The organism is Streptomyces sp. NRRL F-5122 (assembly GCF_001507435.1).
Classification (GTDB): Bacteria; Actinomycetota; Actinomycetes; order Streptomycetales; family Streptomycetaceae; genus Streptomyces; species Streptomyces lannensis.
Genome location: NZ_LMWH01000004.1, coordinates 110650 through 130636, shown reverse-complemented (window position 1 = coordinate 130636; position 19987 = coordinate 110650). Strand labels below are relative to the sequence as shown.

Genomic DNA, 19987 nt, shown 5'->3' with positions numbered 1-19987 from the left:
CCCCGGCACGACGGCAGGACCGCGTCACACCAGGGTGACGACCTCCTCATAGGGGAGGCCGTCACCCTCCGTGTATGCCGCCTCGTACGCCGCGTCGCCCAGCAGCGCCCGCACGCGCGCCTCCGCCTCGGCGCGGATCTCACGCTCCGACGGGGCCCGGAAGTGACCGGGGGGCAGCAGCCGGTCGGCGGCGCCCAGGCACCGGGCCGCGTCCAGGACGCGTGTCCCGCCGTCGACTTCGGCGAGCACGATCGCCGCGATGCACAGATGCACGGACGGCAGGTGCGGCGCGACCACCCGGGTCATCCGGTCCGATGCCCGCTCGAGAGCGGTGCGCACCTTGCCCGCGGCGTCCTCGTACCGCTCCTCGACCGTGTCCAGCCAGGCCTCCAGGCCGAGCACGATGCTGTCGAAGAGCACGAAGGTGACGGCTCCGAAGTCCCGTCGCAGCAGCTCGAGTTGCTCGCGGGCCTCGGTGACCCGCGCGGTGCGGCCGAGCCACATCGTCAGGAAGAGCCGGGCGGCCGGCATGGCGTCGTTGGACGAGCCGTGGCCGTCCTCGACGACCCGGCGCAGCAGCCGCTCGCCCCGCTCGGTCTCCCCCGCGTCCAGCAGCACGCTGCCCAGACGGGCGTCGAGGACGGCCATCTGGGAGTGGGCGCCGAGCTGTTCGGCGTACGCTCGGGCGGCCTCGAAGTCGGCGGCGGCGAGCAGGAAGTCGCCGCGGCGTTCGTGGGCCTCACCGCGGGCGGACAGGGCCTCGGCGGCGCCCCAGGCGTCGTCGATCCGGCGGAAGATCTCCAGTGCCTCGTCGGCGTCCCGGGTCGCGTCCCCCGCCCAGGTACTGCGGTTGGCGAGGACGTTGGCCCGCATCTGGAGGGTCTGGCCCAGCTCCCAGGTGTAGCCGAGCTCGCGGCAGGTGCGCACGGACTCGTCGATGACCGCCCGCATACGGTCGAGGTCGGCGGTGAACAGGATGGCGAAGAACCAGAGGAATCCGGGCATCCGGCAGGTCTGCGGCTGACCCGGCCGGTAGGTCTCGCTGATGACTCTCAGCTTCTCCTTCGCCTGCATCGTCTCCCACGCCCTGTGGTCCATGTCCATGCAGGCGAGGTGGACGAGATGCGCACCGCGCCGGGCCTCCGCCAGGATCTCCGGGCGCATGGGCGGCGGGTTGTCGGTGCACGTCTCGGCGATGTCGGGCACCGGGCGCGCGGGCGCCGTGAAGGGGTCGGGGCCCATGGCGATGACGGCGGTGGACCAGGTGCGGGCCTCGGTGCGCTGATCGTGCATCTGCCAGTACCAGGACAGGGACAGGAGCAGGCAGAGCGCCTCGTGCTCGTCGCGGGTCGCGACGGCGCGGCGCAGGGCGGTGCGCAGATTCTCGTACTCCAGCTCCAGCCGCTCGATCGCGGCGCGCTGACCGGACGCGCGCAGCAGCGGATCGGTGGTGCGGGCCAGTTCGCGGTAGTACGTGAGATGGGCGCGCTCGGCGTCGGCCCGCTCGCCGGACTCGTCGAGCCGCTCGCCCGCGTACTCGGCGACGGTCTCCAGCAGCCGGTACCGCATCTCCCCGCCGCCCGAGGGCGCCGCCACCACCAGGGACTTGTCGACGAGGGAACCGAGCACCTCCAGCGCGGCGGGCCCGCACACGGCCTCGGCCGCGGTGAGGTCGCAGCCGCCGGAGAAGACGGACAGCCGGCGCAGCACCGTGCGCTCGTGCCGGTCGAGGAGATCCCAGGACCAGTCGACGACGGCCCGCAGGGTCTGCTGCCGCGGCAGCACGGTGCGGCTGCCGGAGGTGAGCAACCGGAAGCGGTCGTCGAGCCGGTCGGCGATCTGTCGCGGCGACAGCATCCGCAGCCGGGCGGCCGCCAGTTCGATGGCGAGCGGCAGGCCGTCCAGGCGCCGGCAGATCTCGGCCGTGGCCTCGGGGTCGTCCTCGACACGGAAGTCCGGCCGGGCGGCGGCGCCGCGGTCGGCGAGCAGCTCCAGCGCGTACGGCTGAGGCAGCGGTTCGACCGGCCGCAGGGACTCCCCCGGCACGCCGAGGGGTTCCCGGCTGGTGGCGAGCACCGTCAACCCCGGGCAGTGCTGGAGGAGGTGCTCGACGAGCCGGGCGGCGGCGTCCACGACGTGCTCGCAGTTGTCGAGGATGAGCAGCATGCGCCGCCGCGCGCAGTGCTCGGCGAGCCGGACGAGGGGGTCGTCGTGGCGTTCGGCGACGGCACGCATTTCCTCGGCGCCGGCGCCCCGCAGCACGGTCTCGCGCGCCCCGACCGCGGTGAGCACGGCCTCGGGCACGGCCTGGGGGTCGTCCACCGGCGCGAGCTCCGCCAGCCACACCCCGTCCGGCGCCAGATGCGTCACCGCCTCGGCGGCCTCCTGCGACAGCCGGGTCTTCCCGGCTCCGCCGGGCCCCAGCAGCGTGACGAGCCGGGCGGCGGCGAGGTCCGCCCGCAGGGTGTTGATGTCCGCGTCCCGCCCGACGAAGGAGGTGAGGCGGGCACGGAGGTTGCCGGGGGGCGCGGGTGCCGGAAGGGCGCCCTCGGGTGCGGGCGCGCGGGGGTGCGGCGGGGCGTGGGACGGCGCCGCGTCCGGGGCCCGCAGCAAGTCCCCGTGCAGCGACCGCAGTTCCGGCCCGGGGTCGGAGCCCAGCCGGTCCGCGAGCAGCTGCCGTACGTCCTCGTAGGCGGCCAGGGCCTCGGCCGGACGGCCCGCGTCGCGCAGGGCGCGCAGACGCAGCGCCTGGAGCGGCTCGTCCAGGGGATGGAGGTCGCACAGAGCGGTCAGCTCGGGCAGGTACTGCTCGCCGTGCCCGAGGGCGAGGGCGGCGGTCAGACGGGCGCGGCGCACATCGAGGCGGCGGGTCTCCCAGCGGGCCGCCTCGGCCGTGCGGTCCGGGAGGTCGGCGAGGGCGGGCCCGTGCCACAGGGCGAGGGCGTCGTCGAGGACGGCCGCCGCCTTCGCGGGGTCGCCGTCGGCCAGGGCGGCCATGCCCTCCGTGGCGAGCCGCTCGAAGCGGTGCAGGTCGACGTCGTCCGGAGCAGCGGCCAGCCGGTAGCCGCCGTCCACCGACTCCACCGTGTCCGCCCCGAGCGTCCGCCGTAGCCGCCCCACCAGCGCCTGCAGGGCGCCGCCGGCATCGGCGGGCGGATCGTCGTCCCACACCTCGTCGACGAGGAGGGCGGCGGGTGCGGCCCGGCCGGGTCGCAGGGCGAGAACGGTCAGCAGTGCACGCAGCCGTGCCCCGCCGACCGGGACGGGGCTGCCGTCGGCGCGGAGTGCCTGGGTGGTGCCGAGAATGCGATAGCGCACGGGGTCCATTGTCTCTGGGGCCGACGGTGGGCCGCCTCCGGGTTTCGGACTCGCGTGGAACAGGGTGCAGCCCAGGACGGGTGGGCTCCTTGTGGGCCGGGAACGCGCGCGCTCATGGGCACGTCCGCGGCGCCGTGCGCGGACTCTCCCCGGCAGGCCGGCGCTCGTCGTGACCGCCGGCTCGGCGACAGCCCGTCCTCGGGCAGGAACCCGGAGCAGGCCACGAGACGTTTCTCCCTCGTCACCGGTACGGTCGACCCGCCAGCGCTGTCACTGACGCACCCAGGAGTCCCATGACCACCGCCGCAACCCGCCACAGCGACCGAAGGGTCAGCCCCGTCTTCGTCGGGATCCTGGCCGTGACGGCGGTCACCGGATGGGCCACCTGGAGCGGCTTCGCCGAGCAGCCCGGGGTGGCCGTCTTCCTGTTCGTGACGGCCGCCTGGATCGTGTCGCTGTGCCTGCACGAGTACGCGCACGCCCGCACCGCCCTGCACAGCGGCGACATCTCGGTCGGCGCGAAGGGCTATCTCACACTCAACCCGCTGAAGTACACGCACGCCCTGCTGAGCATCGTGCTGCCGGTGATCTTCGTGATCATGGGCGGAATCGGCCTGCCGGGCGGTGCGGTGTTCATCGAGCGCGGCCGTATCCGGGGGCGCTGGCGGCACAGCCTGATCTCCGCGGCCGGCCCGCTGACGAACGTGCTGTTCGCCCTCGTGTGCACCGCCCCGTTCTGGCTGCACGCCCTGGACGGTGTGCCGCAGGACTTCCGGTTCGCCCTGGCCTTCCTCGCGCTGCTCCAGGTGACGGCCGCGATCCTGAACTTCCTGCCGGTGCCGGGCCTGGACGGCTACGGGGTGATCGAGCCCTGGCTGTCGTACAACGTCAAGCGGCAGGTGGAACCCTTCGCCCCGTTCGGCCTGTTGTTCGTGTTCGCGCTGCTGTGGGTCCCGTCGGTCAACAACGTCTTCTTCGACGCGATCGACTCGATCCTGAACGGCATGGGCATCGACGACTTCGACCGCTACTGCGGCCAGGAGCTCTACCGGTTCTGGCAGGGCACCAACGATTTCTGCCAGGTCACTCGCTGACCGAGCGGCTCCGGGCGCCCTTGCCGCGCCGCAGGTAGTACCAGGCCATGTTGGACGACAGCCCCGCGAGCAGCACCCAGACGATCCCGAGCCAGCTGCCCTTGGCGAAGGCGACGACGGCCGCGGCGATCGACAGGACGCACACGGCGATGGTGTAGAGGGCGAGGCGGGGCATGGGGGTCGGCTCCTGACGGACGGCGGTCGTACGGCGTCCAGTGTCCCCCATGCCCCTGCGCCGGCTACACGTCGGTCACCCTCAGGCCCGCGTGCGCCTTGTACCGCCGGTTGACGGAGATCAGGTTCGCCACCAGGGCCTCGACCTGGTGGGCGTTGCGCAGCCGGCCCGCGAAGATCCCGCGCATGCCGGGGATGCGTCCGGCGAGGGCCTGGACGATCTCCACATCGGCGCGCTCCTCGCCGAGGACCATGACGTCGGTGTCGATCTGCTCGACCTCGGGGTCCTCCAGGAGCACGGCGGACAGATGGTGGAAGGCGGCGGTGACCCGCGAGTCCGGCAGCAGCGCGGCGGCCTGCTCGGCGGCGCTGCCCTCCTCCGGCTTGAGCGCGTACGCGCCCTTCTTGTCGAAGCCGAGCGGGTTGACGCAGTCGACGACGAGCTTGCCTGCCAGCACCTCGCGCAGGGACTCGAGCGTCTTCCCGTGGCCCTCCCAGGGCACGGCGACGATCACGATATCGCTGCGCCGGGATGCCTCGGCGTTGTCGGCGCCCTCGACGCCGTGGCCGATCTCCTCGGCGGCGGCCTGCGCGCGCTCCTCGGCACGCGAGCCGATGATCACCTGCTGGCCGGCCCTGGCGAGCCGGTAGGCGAGGCCCTTGCCCTGCGGCCCGGTCCCGCCGAGCACGCCGACGACGAGCCCGGAGACGTCGGGAAGGTCCCAGGGGTCCTTGGCGGGGGCCTTGGCTGCACTGTCGGTAGAGGTCATGGGCCGACTCTACGTGCGCCGCCGCCCCACCCGCCGCTCAGGCGAGAGCGGCCACCGGGACGCGGCGGAAGGTGATCGTCTCGTACGCGCCGAAGTCGCCCGTCTCGTAGAGCAGGCCGACGGTGTCGGCGTCGACGCGGACGAGGTCGCAGTAGCCGGCCGGCAGCCCGTCGACGGTGTACGCGGGCCGCCAGGTGACGCCGGCGTCGGTGGAAACGCGCACGGTCATCAGGGCCCGGGCGGCGGGGTCCGCGGGGCCGGCGAAGAGCAGCAGGTCGGGGTCGCGGAGCTGGAGGACGCTGCCCTGGCAGACGGGGGTGACGAGCCCGGCCTGCGGGCGGAAGGGCCTGACCAGGGTCCGGCCGCCGTCCTCCGAGTGGGCGTCGGCGCGGTGGCCGGGCGACCGGGAGTCGGTGCGGGTGTTGAAGTAGACGCGTCCGTCGGGGAGTTCGGCGGCGGACGTCTCGTTGACGTTGATGTAGCCGTCCGTGTTCTCGTCGACGTAGCCGAGGTACCAGTTCTCGCCGCGGTCGTCGCTGAGCAGGCAGTGGCCCGTGTAGTACTTCGGCTCGGTGCCGGTGTCGGTGCCCGCGGGCGGGAGGCTGTGGTTGCCGGGGACGACGATCCGGCCGGTGCCCAGCTGGAGGCCGTGGCCGGGGGTGGTGGCGTACCACCGCCAGTCCTCCCTCTTCACCTGAGCGGTGATCTCGCGCGGCGCGGACCAGCCGAGCCCGTCGTCGTCGCTGTGCTGCACCCAGACGCGGCGCCCGTCCTCGGGGCCCACCCGTCCGCGCATGATGGCGTCCTCGGTCGCCGTGCCGGCCGCGCGGACGTGGACCAGCAGGACGCGACCGGTGTCCAGGACGACCGGGGCGGGGTTGCCCGCGAGGCCGGAGCCGTTGCGGGCGACGGTGGACAGCGGGCCCCAGGTGCGGCCGCCGTCCGTGGACCGCCGCAGCACGATGTCGATGTGCCCGTGGTCGGCGGCGGAGTCCACCCGTCCCTCGCAGAACGCGAGAAGGGTGCCGGTCACCGTGGTGACGACGGCGGGGACCCGGTAACTGGCGTAGCCCTCGCTGCCCGCGTGGAAGGGAACGGAGGCTTCGGTCATGGAGGCTCCTCGGCCGGTTTGTCGCGGTTCGTCCATCGGGCTGTGTGCCCGACGGCTGGGCTCCCTGCCCGGGTCGGGCGAATTCGGAGTGAACTCCGGGTCACGAGTCGCCGGTTGCGGCAGGATGCTTCCGTATGGACGCCGTACGGGTCGCGTTGCTGCGGGAAGTGCTCGCCGGGACCGAGTGGCCGGAAGCCACGCGGCAGTTCGCGGGAGCCCTGCGCGGATCCGTGGTGTCGTACGGGGGCGGGCTGCTGCTCGTGGGCACCGAGGAGTACGAGCCCTGGCATCTGGCGGCCCATCTGGTCGACGAGGCGGCCTGGTCGGGCACACCGGAGCTGTCCCCGACACTGGTACGGCACTCCGCGCGGGCCACGGATCCGGCGCATCTGGCCGTCGGACCCGGACGGCTGTCGGCGGCACGGCGCGGGGAGACGCTGCTGGTGGTGTCGCCCGCCGCCGCGGGAGCCGGGCTTCTGGAGCGGGTCCACGACGCACGGCGGGCCGGGGCGACGGTCCTTGCGCTGGACACCGGGGACCGCGACCTCGCGGCCATGGCGCACGAGTCGCTGACGGTGCCGCAGCACACGGACCTCGACCTGGACACGGTGCAGCACCTGGTGAGCGCCGCGGCCGGGGAGAACTCGCTGCCGGCCCCCCGCGGCCGCCGGCGTCTGCGCGACCGCCTGTCCCGCCTGGCCGATCAGCTGACGTCTCCCCCGCCACCGCGATGGTGATCGCCGGGAAAACCGGTTGCCCCGGGTGCCGGGTCCGCTGAGCATGACCCGTCGTGACCGACGACACCCAGGCTCCCCCCGCACCACCCACGGCGGCCGAGGACGCGACCACCGGCCCCTCGGCCCGCCGCTCCCCGAAGTCCCGCTCCCTGCTCCCCGATCTCGCGCCGTGGCACGCGTCGGCGGACTTCCGCAGGCTGTGGCTGTCCGGTCTGATCAGCAACTTCGGCACCTTCCTCACCTTCGTCGCGGTGCCGGTGCAGGTGAAGGACCTCACCGGCTCGGCGGCGGCCGTGGGCGCGATCGGCGCCGTGGAGCTCGTGCCGCTGATCGTCTTCGGTCTGTACGGCGGCGCACTCGCGGACGCCCACGACAAACGGAAGCTGATCCTGTCCACCGAGGCGGGGCAGGGGCTGCTGTCCGCGGTGCTGCTGGTGAACGCGCTGCTGCCGCGGCCCGCCGTCTGGCCGCTGTACCTCGTCGCCGCCCTCGCCTCCGCCCTCGGCGCCCTCCAGCGGCCGGCACTGGACTCGCTCATCCCGCGGATCGTGGCGCACGAGCACCTCCCGGCCGCCGCCTCGCTCAATTCGCTGCGCTGGACGGTCGGCGGGGTCGCGGGCCCGGCGCTGGCGGGTGTGGTGGTCGCCTTCGCCGGACTCGGCGCGGCGTACGGGGCCGACGTCCTGACCTTCGTGGTCTCCGTCGTCCTGTGCCTGCGGCTGGCCGCGTCACCCGCCGCCCACGAGGCGGCGAAACCCTCGCTTCGGTCGATCGCGCAGGGCGCGCGCTATGCGTGGAACCGCAAGGAACTCCTCGGGACGTACGTCATCGACCTCGCCGCGATGTTCTTCGCGATGCCGCTGGCGGTGCTGCCGTTCCTCGCGGACGAACTGCGGGCCGAGTGGTCGCTCGGGCTGATGTACGCCGCCGTGCCGGCCGGATCGCTGCTGGTGTCGCTGACCGGCGGCTGGACGTCGCGGATCCACCGGCACGGCCGGATGGTGGTCCTCGCGGCGGCCGGCTGGGGGCTCGCGATCGCGGCGGCGGGCCTCGTGCGGAACGTCTGGCTGGTGCTGCTCTTCCTGGCGCTCGCGGGCGGTTTCGACATGGTCAGCGGGATCTTCCGGGGAGCGATGTGGAACCAGACGATCCCCGACGAGCTGCGCGGCCGCCTGGCCGGCATCGAACTGCTCTCGTATTCGGTGGGCCCGCAGCTGGGCCAGGTCCGCGCCGGTGGCATGGCCGCGTGGCGAGGTGTGCGCATGTCGGTCTGGTCGGGCGGCCTGCTGTGCACGGGCGCGGTCGCCCTGCTGGCTCTGTGTCTTCCCGGCCTGATGCGCTACGACGTCCGTACGAACGAGCACGCGCTGCGACTGAGGGCCGAGCGGACGGGGACGGCGGGCTGAGAGCCCCGTCCCCGTCCGCCCCGACCGCTCGGTCGTCTCAGTCTTCCTCCCGCTCCGCCGCGGGTGTGTCGTGCCAGCGGGGATCCGTCTCCCACTCCTCGTTCCGCTCGCGCGCGATCTCCATCGCGTGCTCCGCCTCCTCACGGGACGTGTACGGCCCGAAGCGGTCCTTCGCGGGGCACTCGGGTCCCTCCTCGACCTTGTGGTGGGCCAGGCAGTAGTACCACTCGCCCGGCTTCCCGGCCGTCCGCTTCTTGAACAGCGCCATCGCAGGAGCTCCTTTCACCAGGGCCATGTTCCCGCACGGCCGCTGGTTAGACTCGCTGGCATGTCTGGCCAGTCGCTGCTCGTACCAGGAGAGCTGTCTCCCACCCGTTCCGTCCCCGGAAACATCCGCCGCCCGGAGTACGTCGGCAAACCCTCGCCGACCCCGTACAACGGTCCCGAGGTGCAGACGCCCGAGACCATCGAGGCGATGCGCGTCGCCGGCCGGATCGCGGCGCAGGCGATGGCCGAGGCCGCGAAGATCATCGCCCCGGGAGTCACCACGGACGAGCTGGACCGGGTCGCGCACGCATACATGTGCGACCACGGCGCCTATCCGTCGACGCTGGGCTACCGCGGCTTCCCCAAGTCGCTGTGCACCTCGCTCAACGAGGTCATCTGCCACGGCATCCCGGACTCCACCGTCCTGCGCGACGGCGACATCATCAATCTCGACGTGACGGCGTACATCGGCGGTGTGCACGGCGACAACAACGCCACGTACCTCGTCGGCGAGGTGGACGACGAGTCCCGACTGCTGGTCGAGCGGACCCGCGAGTCCCTCGACCGCGCGATCAAGGCCGTCAGGCCCGGTCGCCAGATCAACGTCATCGGGCGGGTCATCGAGTCGTACGCCAAGCGATTCGGATACGGCGTGGTGCGGGACTTCACCGGGCACGGCATCAACTCGTCGTTCCACTCCGGGCTGATCATCCCGCACTACGACAGCCCGCACGCCACCACCGTGATGCAGCCCGGGATGACCTTCACCATCGAGCCCATGCTCACGCTCGGCACGCACGAGTACGACATGTGGGACGACGGCTGGACCGTGGTGACGAAGGACCGCAGGCGCACCGCCCAGTTCGAGCACACCCTCGTCGTCACGGACACCGGGGCGGAGATCCTGACCCTGCCCTGAGACGCACCGCGTACCCGAAAGAGCCCGCTCCGTCCGACGGAGCGGGCTCTTTCATGTGGCTGCGCCCGTATCAGTGGGTAGGGTTTTCCCGACAAGGTGTCGGCAAGATGCTGGAGGCCCCATGACCCCGCCGGACGCGTCCCCCACGGCGTTCTCCTCGCTCCTGCGCAGCGCCTCGCTCGAGCAGCACCACGAGGCGAACACCTCGGCGTTCGTCTCCGACCTGCTCGGCGGCAGGCTCGGGGTCGAGGCGTACACGCGGTACACCGAGCAGCTGTGGTTCGTGTACGGGGCCCTGGAGGCCGGGGCCGAACGGCTTGCGGGCGACCCGGTGACGGGCCCCTTCGTACGGCCGGAGCTGTTCCGGCGGACCGAACTGGAACGGGACCTCGCCCATCTGCGCGGGCCCGACTGGCGGGCGAGCCTCACCGCGCTGCCGGAGACCCGGACGTACGCGGCGCGCGTGCGGGAGTGCGCCGAGGGATGGCCCGGCGGCTACGTCGCCCACCACTACACCCGCTATCTGGGCGACCTCGCGGGCGGCCAGATCATCCGCGACACGGCGGAGAAGACTTGGGGTTTCACTCGAAAGGGTGATGGGGTCCGGTTCTATGTCTTCGAGGGGATCCCCAATCCGGCGGCGTTCAGGAAGGGGTACCGCACGCTCCTGGACGAGGTCCCGGCGGACGAACTGGAGAAGCAGCGGATCATCGCCGAGTGCAAGCGGGCGTACACCCTCAACACCGCCGTCTTCCGGGCTCTGGGCGAGGAGTTCCCGCTGAGCGCTTAGGCCGTGCCCGGGTGGCCAAGGATCAGGGGTGACCGGGGTCAGCGGAGCGACCGCGTGCCGATGACGGACAGCAGCCGCAGCTTGTCGTGTGACCTGACCGGGGCGGACACCGACTTCGTGCACGTCCCAGAGGCACCGGAGCTCGTCGCTCACGCGAGGAGAAGGCCGACGTACCGGGCTGCCCGCGAACCTGGGCCCGCTCAGTGGCGGCGGGCTCCGTGCCGTTCCTGTGCGGGGTTCGGCGGCGTCGCGCCGGCCGTCAGATGCGCGAGGAGAGCGAGGGAGCGGGCAGACTCGGTGCCGGGGTCCGCGTGGAACAGGACGAGCACCTGGCCCTCGGTGCCGGTGACGGCCAGCTTCTCGTAGCTCAGCTCCATCGGGCCGACCTGTGGGTGGTCGAGGACGGAGGAGCCGCTCGCCCGCGGGGCGACGTCGTGCCGGGCCCACAGGCGCCGGAACTCCTCGCTGCGCACCGACAACTCCCCCACCAGCTGCGCGAGATGTGCGTCACGGCTCTCGGGTCCTGCGAGTGCCCGGACCGAGGCGACGGTTCCGGCGGCGATCCTCGCCCAGTCGTCGCCGTAAAGGGCCCGGACCTCGGGGTCGAGGAACGCCGAGCGCAGTGCGTTCTCACCCGGCCGATGGGCGGAGGACAGCGCGGTGGCCAGGTCGTTGGCCACCAGGACGTCCTGGTAGCGGCCGAGGACGAGGGCCGGGACACCGATCAGCGACAGCACGAGCCGGCGGGTCCCCGCCGGCACCCGCTCCGGGCGGCGGCCCGGGCGTCCGCGGGGCACGGGGGTGGCGAGCTGATGCAGATACGCGGTCGCCTCCGCACCGAGGCCGAGCGCACGGGCGAGGGCGTCCAGGACCTGGGCGGAGGGGTGGTGGTCCCGGCCCTGCTCCAGCCGGAGGTAGTACTCGGCCGAGATGCCCGCCAGCTGGGCGACCTCCTCACGGCGCAGCCCGGGCACCCGGCGCCGGCCTCTGTCGGCCAGACCGAAGTCCTCGGGACGCAGGAGGTCACGGCGGGCGCGGAGATAGGCGCCCAGCTCGCTGGACGGACTCATGTCCTCCACGGTAATCGGGCCGGCGACCCCGAGCCTGGCCCCCCTGGCACCCCTGTCGGCAGGGCCCTGGCTGCCGCCCCCCACAGCGGTCGACGGTGGTGACGAGGCCGCCGCGCCCGGCGCGCCCACCGACGACTCACGCAGAACGGCACCCTCATGACCTACGACCACCTCCGTTGGACCACCCCCTTCACCCGTGACACCACGGCCGACGAGGTCCTCGCCGGCGTCGACCTGAGCGGACGGCGCGCGGTCGTCACCGGCGGCGCCTCCGGCATCGGCATCGAGACCGCGCGCTCGCTGGCCCGGGCGGGCGCCGAGGTGACCCTCGCGGTACGGGACACCTCCGCCGGGCGGAAGGTCGCCGACGAGATCGCGGCGGACGGCGGCGGAGTCCGGGTGGACGTCGCCCCGCTGGAGCTGACGGACCGCGCCTCCGTCGCCGCCTTCGCCCGTGCCTGGACCGGTCCGCTGCACATCCTCGTCAACAACGCCGGTGTGATGGCGGTACCCGAGCTGCGCCGCACCCGTGAGGGCTGGGAGCTGCAGTTCGCCACCAACCACCTCGGCCACTTCGAACTGGCCCGGTCCCTGCACCCCGCGCTGGCCGCGCAGGGAGCGCGGATCGTCTCGGTCAGTTCGAACGCCCACCACCGCTCGCCCGTCGTCTTCGACGACATCCACTTCTTGCACCGCGCCTACGACCCCTGGCTGGCCTACGGGCAGTCCAAGACCGCCGGCGTCCTGTTCGCCGTGGAGGCGGGCCGGCGCTGGGCGGACGACGGGATCACGGCGAACGCGCTGATGCCGGGCGGCATCCGCACCGCGCTCCAGCGCCACCAGGAGGGCGCCGCGATGTCCCCGGAGGTCAGGGAGATCTTCGACTCCTACCCGTGGCGCACCGCCCCGCAGGGCGCGGCCACCTCCGTCCTGCTCGCGGCGTCTCCCCTGGTCGAGGGGGTCACAGGGCGCTACTTCGAGAACTGCAACGAGGCACTCCCCCTCGACCCGGCGCCCGCCGGCCGCTCCGGCGAGCCCTCGGGGGTAGCGCCGCACGCCCTGGACCCCGAGGCCGCGGCGCGTCTGTGGGAGGTCTCCGCACGGACACTCGGCGACTGATCCGCGCGCACCGCGGGTGCGGGGGCACCGCTGCCCGTGGACCCGCGGGGTCGCCTCCGCCGGGCCCTGCGGCTTCGGCGGTCGGCACCGTCCGCGGCCGGGACGGTCAGCGCTCCAGGAACACCCGGCCGCCGACCTCCACCCATCCTTCGGGCTGTGGTGCCGTCAGGATCTGGGAGCCCGTTCCCTGGCGGATGTTGAGCGCTCGGCCGAGACGGTCGGTGAGGAGCAGCGCCGCCGCGCCGGTCGCCTCGTCCTCGTCGATGCCGTCGTCCCGGCCGGGGAAGGCCCGGGCGCGCACTCGGCCGGCGGCCTCGTCCTCCCACGCCCAGGCGTAGATCCACTCCCCCGGCGGCGGCACCGCGAGTGCGTCCACCTCGCTCGCGGTCGCGTGCCGGCGAAGCGTACGCGGGGGCGCCCACTCCGGGCGGGCCTCGATCCAGCTGAACTCGCCGTCCGCGCGGGCGCCCACGACCCCCGCCGGTGTGACGAGTTCGGGCACGTCGAGCAGCCAGGCCGTGCCGACGCAGGGGTGCCCGGCGAACGGCAGCCGCAGCGTGGGCGTGTAGATGTCGATGGCACCGCGCTCGGGGTCGTCGACGAACACGGTCTCGCTGAAGCCGATCTTGGCGGCGAGCGCCTGGCGGTCACCCCGGTCGGGAACCGTCGAACCGTCGCGGACGACGGCGAGTTCGTTGCCGTGGCCGCCGTCCGGCCCGCAGAAGACGCGCAGCACGTCGTAGTCAGTCACGCGGGCATTCAAACATCGCGCGCCGGGCGAACGCGTCCCAGGCGGCGGTCCCTCCGCCCAGGGGCCAGGTGCGGGTGCGTCCGCGCCGCGAAAACTGTTGGCCCCGGCCCCGGCCCACCCCCCGTTGGGCGCCTCTTGACCGCTCCTTGGGGTTCGTTTTGAGTCGTCGTGATCAAGCCGTTTCTGTGATCTTTTCGTGAGCGTCGATTACCACCCGGGTGGGTGCAGGTGAGGTAAGGCTCAGGTAACTTAGGTCAGCCTCACCAACCGTTTCCGCTTGGAGCCTGTATGCGAGCCGTCCGACTCACCGTCACCGCCGCCGCCACGGTGGCCGCTCTGACCGCCATCACGGCCTGCACGGCGAAAAGCGACGCCAAGGACGGTGACGCGATCCAGGTGACCGCCGCCGACTCCAAGTGCGACACCTCCGCCAAGTCGACTCCGGCGGGCCAGGTCACCCTGCAGATCGAGAACAAGGGCTCCAAGGCCACCGAGGTCGAGATCCTCTTCCCGGACGACCGGATCGTCTCGGAGAAGGAGAACATCGGACCGGGCACCAAGTACACGCTGACGGCCGAGGTCAAGGCCGGCTCGTACGAGATCGCCTGCCGCCCGGGCATGAAGGGTCACGGCGTACGCCAGAAGCTCACGGTCACGGGCGGCTCGGCCGCCAAGCGGAACCCGAAGCTGGACAAGGCCGTAGCCGACTACCGCCAGTACGCCCAGGACCAGGCCGACGAGACGCTGCCGCGTGTCGAGACCTTCGCCAAGGCCGTCAAGGACGGCGACCTCGAGGCCGCCAAGAAGGCCTATGCGACCTCCCGCATCGGATGGGAGCGCACCGAGCCGGTCGCCGAGTCCTTCGGTGACATCGACCCGAAGGTCGACACCCGCGCCGACGGCCTGGAGCAGGGTCAGAAGTGGACCGGCTGGCACCGCCTGGAGAAGGCCCTCTGGGAGGACAAGAAGATCGGCGATGAGGAGAAGACGCTCGCCGACCAACTGGTCACCGACCTGAAGGACTGGCAGCAGCGGGTGGGCAAGGCCGAGATCACGCCGACCTCCATGGCGAACGGCGCCAAGGAGCTGCTCGACGAGGTCGCCACCGGCAAGGTCACGGGCGAGGAGGACCGCTACTCGCACACCGACCTCGTCGACTTCAAGGCAAACGTCGAGGGCGCGCAGAAGGCCTACGAGCTGCTGAAGCCGGTCGCCTCGACGAACGACGCCGCACTGACCACCGAGCTCGACAAGCAGTTCGCCGCACTGAACACGCTGCTCGCCAAGTACCGCACGGACCCGGCGCAGTACGACTTCGTCTCGTATGACAAGGTCACCAAGGACCAGCGCAAGGAGCTGTCGGACAACGTGAACGCGCTCGCAGAGCCGCTGTCCAAGCTCGCCGCCGCCGTTGTGAAGTAGGGACGACCATGACCGAGACCCGAGGCACCGCGAGTCCTTCGCGCCGTGCGCTGATCGGCTGGGGCAGTGCCGGCCTCGCGCTCGGCGCCGCCGCGGCCGGCGGCGCGGTGGCGATGACACGTACGGGCAACGACGTGGACCCGGCCGGGTCCGCGACGGGTGTCGCGGTCGACTTCCACGGCGCGCACCAGGCGGGCATCGCCACGCCGGTGCAGGACCGGCTGCACTTCGCCGCGTTCGACGTGAAGACCGACGACCGCGCCGAGTTCGTCCAGATGCTCAAGGACTGGACCGCGGCCGCCCGGCGCATGACCGCCGGCCGGACGGTCGGCGACGGCGCGTTCGGAGGGCTCGCCGAGGCGCCGCCGGACGACACCGGCGAGGCGGTGGGTCTCAAGCCGTCGCGGCTGACCCTGACGATCGGGTTCGGGCCGTCGTTCTTCGAGAAGTTCGGGCTGGCCGGCAGGCGACCGGAGGCTCTGGTCGACCTGCCCCGGTTCCCCGGCGAGAACATGGACACCTCCCGCACCGGCGGCGACCTGTGCATCCAGGCCTGCTCGGACGACCCCCAGGTGGCCGTGCACGCGATCCGCAACCTGGCCCGCATAGGCTTCGGCAAGGTCGCCGTCCGCTGGTCCCAACTCGGCTTCGGCAAGACCTCCTCGACCACCCCGGACGCCCAGACCCCCCGCAATCTCATGGGGTTCAAGGACGGTACCCGCAACATCGCGGGCACCGAGACCGACCGCCTGAAGAAGTTCGTGTGGGTCGGCGAGGGCGACGGCACCGACTGGATGACCGGCGGCTCCTACCTCGTCGCACGGCGTATCCGGATGAACATCGAGACCTGGGACCGCACCTCCCTGCAGGAACAGGAGGACGTCTTCGGCCGCGACAAGGGCGAGGGCGCTCCCGTCGGCAAGGCGAAGGAGCACGACGAGCCGTTCCTGAAGGCGATGAAGCCCGACGCCCACGTACGGCTCGCGCACCCCGACTCCAACGGCGGGATCACGATCCTGCGCCGGGGCTACTCCTTCACGGACGGCACGGACGGACTCGGCCGGCTGGACGCGGGTCTGTTCTTCCTCGCCTACCAGCGCGACGTGCGCAAGGGCTTCATCCCGCTCCAGCGCAAGCTGTCGGCGTCCGACGCGCTCAACGAGTACATCCAGCACGTGGGTTCGGCGGTCTTCGCGATCCCGCCCGGCGTCCGGGACAAGGACGACTGGTGGGGCCGGACGCTGCTCACCGAGGAGGCGTAGCCAGTGTTCTCCAACTACCTGATCGGCCTGCGCGAGGGGCTGGAGGCCAGCCTCGTCGTCTGCATTCTGATCGCCTATCTGGTCAAGACGGGCCGCAGGGACGCCCTGAGGCCGATCTGGATCGGCATCGCCGTCGCGATCGCCCTCGCCATGGGTTTCGGCTGCGCGCTCGAATTCGGCTCCCAGGAACTGACGTTCCAGGCGCAGGAGGCGCTCGGCGGCTCTCTGTCGATCGTCGCGGTCGGCCTCGTGACCTGGATGGTCTTCTGGATGCGCCGCACCGCCCGGCATCTGAAGTCCGAGCTGCACGGCAGGCTGGACGCGGCCCTGGCGCTGGGCACGGGCGCACTGGTCGCCACCGCGTTCCTGGCCGTGGGCCGCGAAGGTCTGGAGACCGCGCTGTTCGTGTGGGCCTCGGTGCACGCGGCGAGCGACGGCACCCCGCGCCCGCTGATCGGCGTGGCGCTGGGTCTGGCCACCGCGGTGCTCCTCGGCTGGCTGTTCTACCGCGGCGCCCTGAAGATCAACCTCGCCAAGTTCTTCACATGGACGGGCGGCATGCTGGTCGTCGTCGCGGCGGGCGTGCTCGCCTACGGCTTCCACGACCTGCAGGAGGCCGACTGGATCCCGGGCCTGACGAACCTGGCCTTCGACATCAGCGGCACCATCCCGCCGGACAGCTGGTACGGCACCCTGCTCAAGGGCGTGTTCAACTTCCAGCCCGACCCGACGGTCCTCCAGATCACGGTGTGGGCTCTGTATCTGGTCCCCACCCTCGCCATCTTCCTCGTCCCGGTAGGGTTCGCCTCCGGGAAGGGGAAGGTGAAGGCCACTGATGACCAGGGATCGCGGGGATCGCAGCCCTCGAACGCTTCGTAGTCTCAACCGGTTCGCCCTGGCAACGGCGACGGCCGCCACCGTCGCCGTGGCCGCGAGCGGCTGCGTCGTGGTCCACGGCGAGCGGGAGGTCGTTCCGACGGTGACGCGCGCCGAAGCGACCCGCGCACTCGCGGACTTCATGACCGCGTACAACAAGGCGGACAAGGCGTACAACCGTTCCCTGGACGCGGAGCGGGTCACCGGCCCGCTCGCCGCCATCGACGGCGGCAAGCTGGACGCAGGCCACAAGAACCACCCCGCCGGCAATCCGGCCCATGTCCCGCTGAAGCTGACCGACGCGAAGTTCACCATTCCCGAGAAGGCGGGCTGGCCGCGCTGGTTCGTCGTCGACACCCGGTCCAACAAGGGCAACACCGACGCCCATTGGCTGCTCGTCTTCACCCGCTCCGACGCGAGCAAGGTGTGGGCGGTGTCGTATCTGACGATCCTCGCGGCCGGTGACGTACCGGCGTTCAAGAAGGACAAGGACGGCTGGGCCCAGCCCGTCACCGCCGACGACGCGGCGCTCGCGGTGCGGCCCCGTGAGCTCGGCTCGGCCTACACGGCGTATCTGAAGTCCGGCGGGGACACGTTCGCGCCCGGCGCGCACACCTCCCGGTGGCGCGCCACCCGGCTGAAGAACGCCACCAAGCCGGGGCTTGCCCGTCAGTACCTCGACGAACCGCTGACCAACGGCGACAACGCCCCGGTGGGACTGCGTACCACGGACGGCGGCGCACTCGTCTTCTTCGCCACCCGCCACTTCGAGAAGCAGACGGCCGCACCGGGCGTGAACATCACTGTGTCGGACCCGAGCATCAAGGCGCTGCTGACGGGTGAGGTCAAGCAGTCCCTGACGCTGGAGTTCGTCTCCAACCAGGCGGTACTGGACCCCACGCAGGGCAAGGTGACGTTCCTGAGCAGGGTGGAGGGGCTGACGGGGGCGAAGGGCGAATAGGGCGCGGCGCCGGGGCTCAGCCCCGGTGCGGCCAGCCGGCGAGCTCGGTCTCGTCCCGGGCGTGCCGTGCGCATGCGTCGGTCAGCACCTCGAGCAGGCTCAGCGGATCCGGCAGCGGGTGCTCCGGGCCCCGTACCCACTCCACCGACTTCTCACCCGGCAGCCGCGCGGGCGGCAGCAGCACGTACGAGCCACGGCAGTGCCAGCGAAGGCCCGGGTGCTCGTCCATCGTCTCGGGGTGGCAGTCCAGTTCACACGGCCACCACTCGTCCTCGTCCTCGGGTGTACCGCGCGTCAGTGTGAAGAACAGCATGCGCCCGTCACCGGTCACGGCGACCGGACCCACCTCGACGCCGGCCTCGAGCAGTCGCCCCAGGGCCTCCTCGCCGGCCCCGCGCGGGACGTCCAGCACATCGTGGACCATCCCGGTGGCGGTGATGAAGTTCGCCTGCGGCTGGTGCCGGACCCAGCGCTCGACCTGCGCACGGTCGGTGGTGGACTGCGTCTGCCAGGCGAAGGAGACCGGGTGGCGGGCGGGCGTGGGACAACCGACGCGGTCGCAGGAGCAGCGGTAGCCGAGGGGATGCGCGGCGGGCGCGATCGGCAGCCCTGCGGCGGCGGCAGCCAGCAGCATCGCCTCACGGCCGCCGTCTCCGGCGTCCTCCTCGAGACGGGCGGGACGTCGTCCGCGCAGCCACTGGGAGATCCTGCCCTGCGCGCCCCTGCGGCGGCCGAACTCTGCGCTCATCTATCCCCTCGCTCGCTGCTGTGGTGCGGACAGCATGCCTTATCGTCCCACCATCCTGCGCCTCGGGTGACCGGAGCCCACATCCGGGGTGGTCGGGGCGATGCCAACCGCAGGCCTCCATCTGCGACGATGTCGGCATTTCCCCGGACATATCCGAACGAAAAATCGGCCGGTGGAGGCGGGGCCCAGCCGAGGGCAGTGTCAGTGGTCCTCGGGCGGCCAGGCGTCTCCCCAGTCCGTGTCGCGGGCCGCCCGGTACAGCGGACCGTGCCGTTTGGTCACCGTCTCGCGGTGCAGGGACTCGTCCGGGCCGCACAGCTCGAGCAGCACCTGCCCCTTGCGGATCTGCGGGCGTCGGACGACCCGGGAGGCGGCCGGCGCCACCGGGAAGCGGGCCGCGGCGACATAGCTGAACTTCTCGTCCTCGTACGCCAGTGATCCGCCCTTGACCTGCCGGTGCAGCGAGGAACGGCTGACCCGGGCGGAGAAGTGGCACCAGTCCTGGCCGCGGACGATGGGGCAGGCCGCACTGTGCGGGCAGGGTGCCGCGACCTTGAGACCGGCGTCGATCAGGCGGTCGCGGGCCTCGATGACGCGGGCGTAGCCGTCCGGGGTGCCGGGCTCCACGATCACGACGGCCTGGGCGGCCGCGGCCGCCGCGTCGACGACATGGGCGCGGTCGGCCCCGGTCAGCTCACCGAGGACGTAGGAGACCGTGACGAGATCGGTGCTCTCGATGCCGAGTGCGGCTCCGATACGGGTGCGGTGCCATGCGGCGGACTTCAGCGCCGGGTTCGCCGCGGCGATCTCGCGGCCCAGCTCGAGTGCGGGCTCGGCCCAGTCGAGCACGGTGACCGGCCGTTCGCCGTCCCATGTCGCGCTCACGGCCCAGGTCGCCGCGCCGGTCCCGCCGCCGACGTCGACATGACCCGAAGGCACCCATCCCGGCGCGGCGTCCGCGAACGCCTCCAGCGCCGCACACACCGCCTCGAACGTCGCGGGCATCCGGTACGCGGCGTACGCGACCACATCCGCACGGTCCCGCAGCACCGGTGCGTCGGTCGGGGTCCGCCCCCGGTAGTTGGCGATCAGCCGGTCCACGGCCTGTGCGGCCTGCCTGGGCGGCAGCCCGTCCAGCAGCCCGGCGAGGGCGGCGCGGAGCGTGTCGGCTGGGGAGACGGGGGCGTTCACC

The 19987-nt window shown here is 72.2% G+C and carries 19 protein-coding genes; 10 read left to right on the top strand and 9 right to left on the bottom strand.

The genetic code is table 11. The features are described from left to right. Nucleotides 1-24 precede the first annotated feature (24 nt). Nucleotides 25-3327, bottom strand: coding sequence for an AfsR/SARP family transcriptional regulator (locus ADL25_RS02815; protein ID WP_059125975.1), 3303 nt, complete (start codon nucleotides 3325-3327; stop codon nucleotides 25-27). A 284-nt stretch (nucleotides 3328-3611) separates the two neighbouring features. On the opposite strand from ADL25_RS02815, the gene ADL25_RS02810 reads away from it, so the two are divergent. Next, nucleotides 3612-4412, top strand: a complete 801-nt coding sequence (locus ADL25_RS02810; protein WP_059125974.1) for a site-2 protease family protein — start codon at nucleotides 3612-3614, stop codon at nucleotides 4410-4412. Here ADL25_RS02810 and ADL25_RS02805 read toward each other — a convergent pair. The 3 genes from ADL25_RS02805 to ADL25_RS02795 are packed head-to-tail and all read right to left on the bottom strand — an operon-like array spanning nucleotide 4402 to nucleotide 6467. Next, nucleotides 4402-4638, bottom strand: coding sequence for a hypothetical protein (locus ADL25_RS02805; protein ID WP_079050132.1), 237 nt, complete (start codon nucleotides 4636-4638; stop codon nucleotides 4402-4404). The two genes, ADL25_RS02810 and ADL25_RS02805, sit on opposite strands and share 11 nt — an antisense overlap. 13 nt (nucleotides 4639-4651) lie before the next feature. Then, nucleotides 4652-5356: an NADPH-dependent F420 reductase gene (npdG, locus tag ADL25_RS02800; protein WP_059125972.1), complete on the bottom strand. Its 705-nt coding sequence runs from the start codon at nucleotides 5354-5356 to the stop codon at nucleotides 4652-4654. Nucleotides 5357-5393: 37 nt separating this feature from the next. Continuing rightward, on the bottom strand, nucleotides 5394-6467 hold the full coding sequence (locus ADL25_RS02795; RefSeq protein ID WP_059125971.1) for a sialidase family protein: 1074 nt from the start codon (nucleotides 6465-6467) through the stop codon (nucleotides 5394-5396). Between the two features lie 134 nt (nucleotides 6468-6601). Here ADL25_RS02795 and ADL25_RS02790 point away from each other — a divergent pair, with 134 nt between their 5' ends. Together ADL25_RS02790 and ADL25_RS02785 are read left to right on the top strand one after the other, a co-directional pair. Further along, nucleotides 6602-7204, top strand: a complete 603-nt coding sequence (locus ADL25_RS02790; RefSeq protein WP_059125970.1) for a hypothetical protein — start codon at nucleotides 6602-6604, stop codon at nucleotides 7202-7204. A gap of 53 nt (nucleotides 7205-7257) precedes the next feature. Next, nucleotides 7258-8610: an MFS transporter gene (locus ADL25_RS02785; RefSeq protein ID WP_079050131.1), complete on the top strand. Its 1353-nt coding sequence runs from the start codon at nucleotides 7258-7260 to the stop codon at nucleotides 8608-8610. Nucleotides 8611-8647: 37 nt separating this feature from the next. Here ADL25_RS02785 and ADL25_RS02780 read toward each other — a convergent pair whose 3' ends face one another. After that, complete coding sequence (locus ADL25_RS02780; protein WP_059125969.1) at nucleotides 8648-8878, bottom strand: hypothetical protein; 231 nt, start codon at nucleotides 8876-8878, stop codon at nucleotides 8648-8650. 60 nt (nucleotides 8879-8938) lie between these two features. On the opposite strand from ADL25_RS02780, the gene map reads away from it, so the two are divergent. After that, the gene (map, locus tag ADL25_RS02775; RefSeq protein WP_059125968.1) at nucleotides 8939-9796 is read left to right on the top strand and encodes a type I methionyl aminopeptidase; all 858 of its coding nucleotides are present in this window, start codon (nucleotides 8939-8941) and stop codon (nucleotides 9794-9796) included. A 121-nt stretch (nucleotides 9797-9917) separates the two neighbouring features. Beyond that, on the top strand, nucleotides 9918-10586 hold the full coding sequence (locus ADL25_RS02770) for a heme oxygenase (biliverdin-producing) (RefSeq protein ID WP_059125967.1): 669 nt from the start codon (nucleotides 9918-9920) through the stop codon (nucleotides 10584-10586). Nucleotides 10587-10786: 200 nt separating this feature from the next. On the opposite strand, the gene ADL25_RS02765 is transcribed toward ADL25_RS02770, so the two are convergent. Further along, the gene (locus ADL25_RS02765; RefSeq protein ID WP_059125966.1) at nucleotides 10787-11656 is read right to left on the bottom strand and encodes a helix-turn-helix domain-containing protein; all 870 of its coding nucleotides are present in this window, start codon (nucleotides 11654-11656) and stop codon (nucleotides 10787-10789) included. 156 nt (nucleotides 11657-11812) lie between these two features. On the opposite strand from ADL25_RS02765, the gene ADL25_RS02760 reads away from it, so the two are divergent. After that, on the top strand, nucleotides 11813-12775 hold the full coding sequence (locus ADL25_RS02760) for an SDR family NAD(P)-dependent oxidoreductase (protein ID WP_059125965.1): 963 nt from the start codon (nucleotides 11813-11815) through the stop codon (nucleotides 12773-12775). Nucleotides 12776-12881: 106 nt separating this feature from the next. Here ADL25_RS02760 and ADL25_RS02755 read toward each other — a convergent pair whose 3' ends face one another. Beyond that, the gene (locus ADL25_RS02755) at nucleotides 12882-13526 is read right to left on the bottom strand and encodes a PhzF family phenazine biosynthesis protein (RefSeq protein ID WP_059125964.1); all 645 of its coding nucleotides are present in this window, start codon (nucleotides 13524-13526) and stop codon (nucleotides 12882-12884) included. A 288-nt stretch (nucleotides 13527-13814) separates the two neighbouring features. On the opposite strand from ADL25_RS02755, the gene efeO reads away from it, so the two are divergent. Genes efeO through ADL25_RS02735 form a run of 4 tightly spaced genes read left to right on the top strand, consistent with a single transcriptional unit; the run spans nucleotide 13815 to nucleotide 18047 of the window. Continuing rightward, complete coding sequence (efeO, locus tag ADL25_RS02750) at nucleotides 13815-14948, top strand: iron uptake system protein EfeO (RefSeq protein ID WP_059125963.1); 1134 nt, start codon at nucleotides 13815-13817, stop codon at nucleotides 14946-14948. Nucleotides 14949-14956: 8 nt separating this feature from the next. Beyond that, nucleotides 14957-16210: an iron uptake transporter deferrochelatase/peroxidase subunit gene (gene efeB / locus ADL25_RS02745; protein WP_059125962.1), complete on the top strand. Its 1254-nt coding sequence runs from the start codon at nucleotides 14957-14959 to the stop codon at nucleotides 16208-16210. Between the two features lie 3 nt (nucleotides 16211-16213). Beyond that, nucleotides 16214-17089: an iron uptake transporter permease EfeU gene (gene efeU, locus ADL25_RS02740; protein WP_059125961.1), complete on the top strand. Its 876-nt coding sequence runs from the start codon at nucleotides 16214-16216 to the stop codon at nucleotides 17087-17089. Further along, a complete protein-coding gene (locus tag ADL25_RS02735) occupies nucleotides 17046-18047 on the top strand; it encodes a hypothetical protein (RefSeq protein WP_059125960.1) in 1002 nt (333 codons plus the stop codon). Before efeU ends, ADL25_RS02735 begins: the two co-directional genes overlap by 44 nt. A 16-nt stretch (nucleotides 18048-18063) precedes the next feature. Here ADL25_RS02735 and ADL25_RS02730 read toward each other — a convergent pair whose 3' ends face one another. Both ADL25_RS02730 and ADL25_RS02725 read right to left on the bottom strand, forming a co-directional pair. Then, complete coding sequence (locus ADL25_RS02730) at nucleotides 18064-18795, bottom strand: bifunctional DNA primase/polymerase (protein WP_059125959.1); 732 nt, start codon at nucleotides 18793-18795, stop codon at nucleotides 18064-18066. Between the two features lie 201 nt (nucleotides 18796-18996). Next, nucleotides 18997-19986 (bottom strand): small ribosomal subunit Rsm22 family protein, encoded by a 990-nt coding sequence (locus ADL25_RS02725; RefSeq protein WP_059125958.1) that lies wholly within the window; start codon nucleotides 19984-19986, stop codon nucleotides 18997-18999. Between the last annotated feature and the right edge of the window lies 1 nt (nucleotide 19987).

Bases quoted from the DNA above. Each gene is read 5' to 3' on its own strand.
- ADL25_RS02760 (WP_059125965.1), top strand. From the start codon at position 11,813: ATGACCTACGACCACCTCCGTTGGACCACCCCCTTCACCCGTGACACC.
- ADL25_RS02770 (WP_059125967.1), top strand. From the start codon at position 9,918: ATGACCCCGCCGGACGCGTCCCCCACGGCGTTCTCCTCGCTCCTGCGC.
- ADL25_RS02790 (WP_059125970.1), top strand. From the start codon at position 6,602: ATGGACGCCGTACGGGTCGCGTTGCTGCGGGAAGTGCTCGCCGGGACC.
- ADL25_RS02810 (WP_059125974.1), top strand. From the start codon at position 3,612: ATGACCACCGCCGCAACCCGCCACAGCGACCGAAGGGTCAGCCCCGTC.
- ADL25_RS02735 (WP_059125960.1), top strand. From the start codon at position 17,046: ATGACCAGGGATCGCGGGGATCGCAGCCCTCGAACGCTTCGTAGTCTC.
- ADL25_RS02805 (WP_079050132.1), bottom strand. From the start codon at position 4,638: ATGGGGGACACTGGACGCCGTACGACCGCCGTCCGTCAGGAGCCGACC.
- ADL25_RS02795 (WP_059125971.1), bottom strand. From the start codon at position 6,467: ATGACCGAAGCCTCCGTTCCCTTCCACGCGGGCAGCGAGGGCTACGCC.
- efeO (WP_059125963.1), top strand. From the start codon at position 13,815: ATGCGAGCCGTCCGACTCACCGTCACCGCCGCCGCCACGGTGGCCGCT.
- ADL25_RS02815 (WP_059125975.1), bottom strand. From the start codon at position 3,327: ATGGACCCCGTGCGCTATCGCATTCTCGGCACCACCCAGGCACTCCGC.
- ADL25_RS02730 (WP_059125959.1), bottom strand. From the start codon at position 18,795: ATGAGCGCAGAGTTCGGCCGCCGCAGGGGCGCGCAGGGCAGGATCTCC.
- map (WP_059125968.1), top strand. From the start codon at position 8,939: ATGTCTGGCCAGTCGCTGCTCGTACCAGGAGAGCTGTCTCCCACCCGT.
- efeB (WP_059125962.1), top strand. From the start codon at position 14,957: ATGACCGAGACCCGAGGCACCGCGAGTCCTTCGCGCCGTGCGCTGATC.
- ADL25_RS02765 (WP_059125966.1), bottom strand. From the start codon at position 11,656: ATGAGTCCGTCCAGCGAGCTGGGCGCCTATCTCCGCGCCCGCCGTGAC.
- ADL25_RS02780 (WP_059125969.1), bottom strand. From the start codon at position 8,878: ATGGCGCTGTTCAAGAAGCGGACGGCCGGGAAGCCGGGCGAGTGGTAC.
- npdG (WP_059125972.1), bottom strand. From the start codon at position 5,356: ATGACCTCTACCGACAGTGCAGCCAAGGCCCCCGCCAAGGACCCCTGG.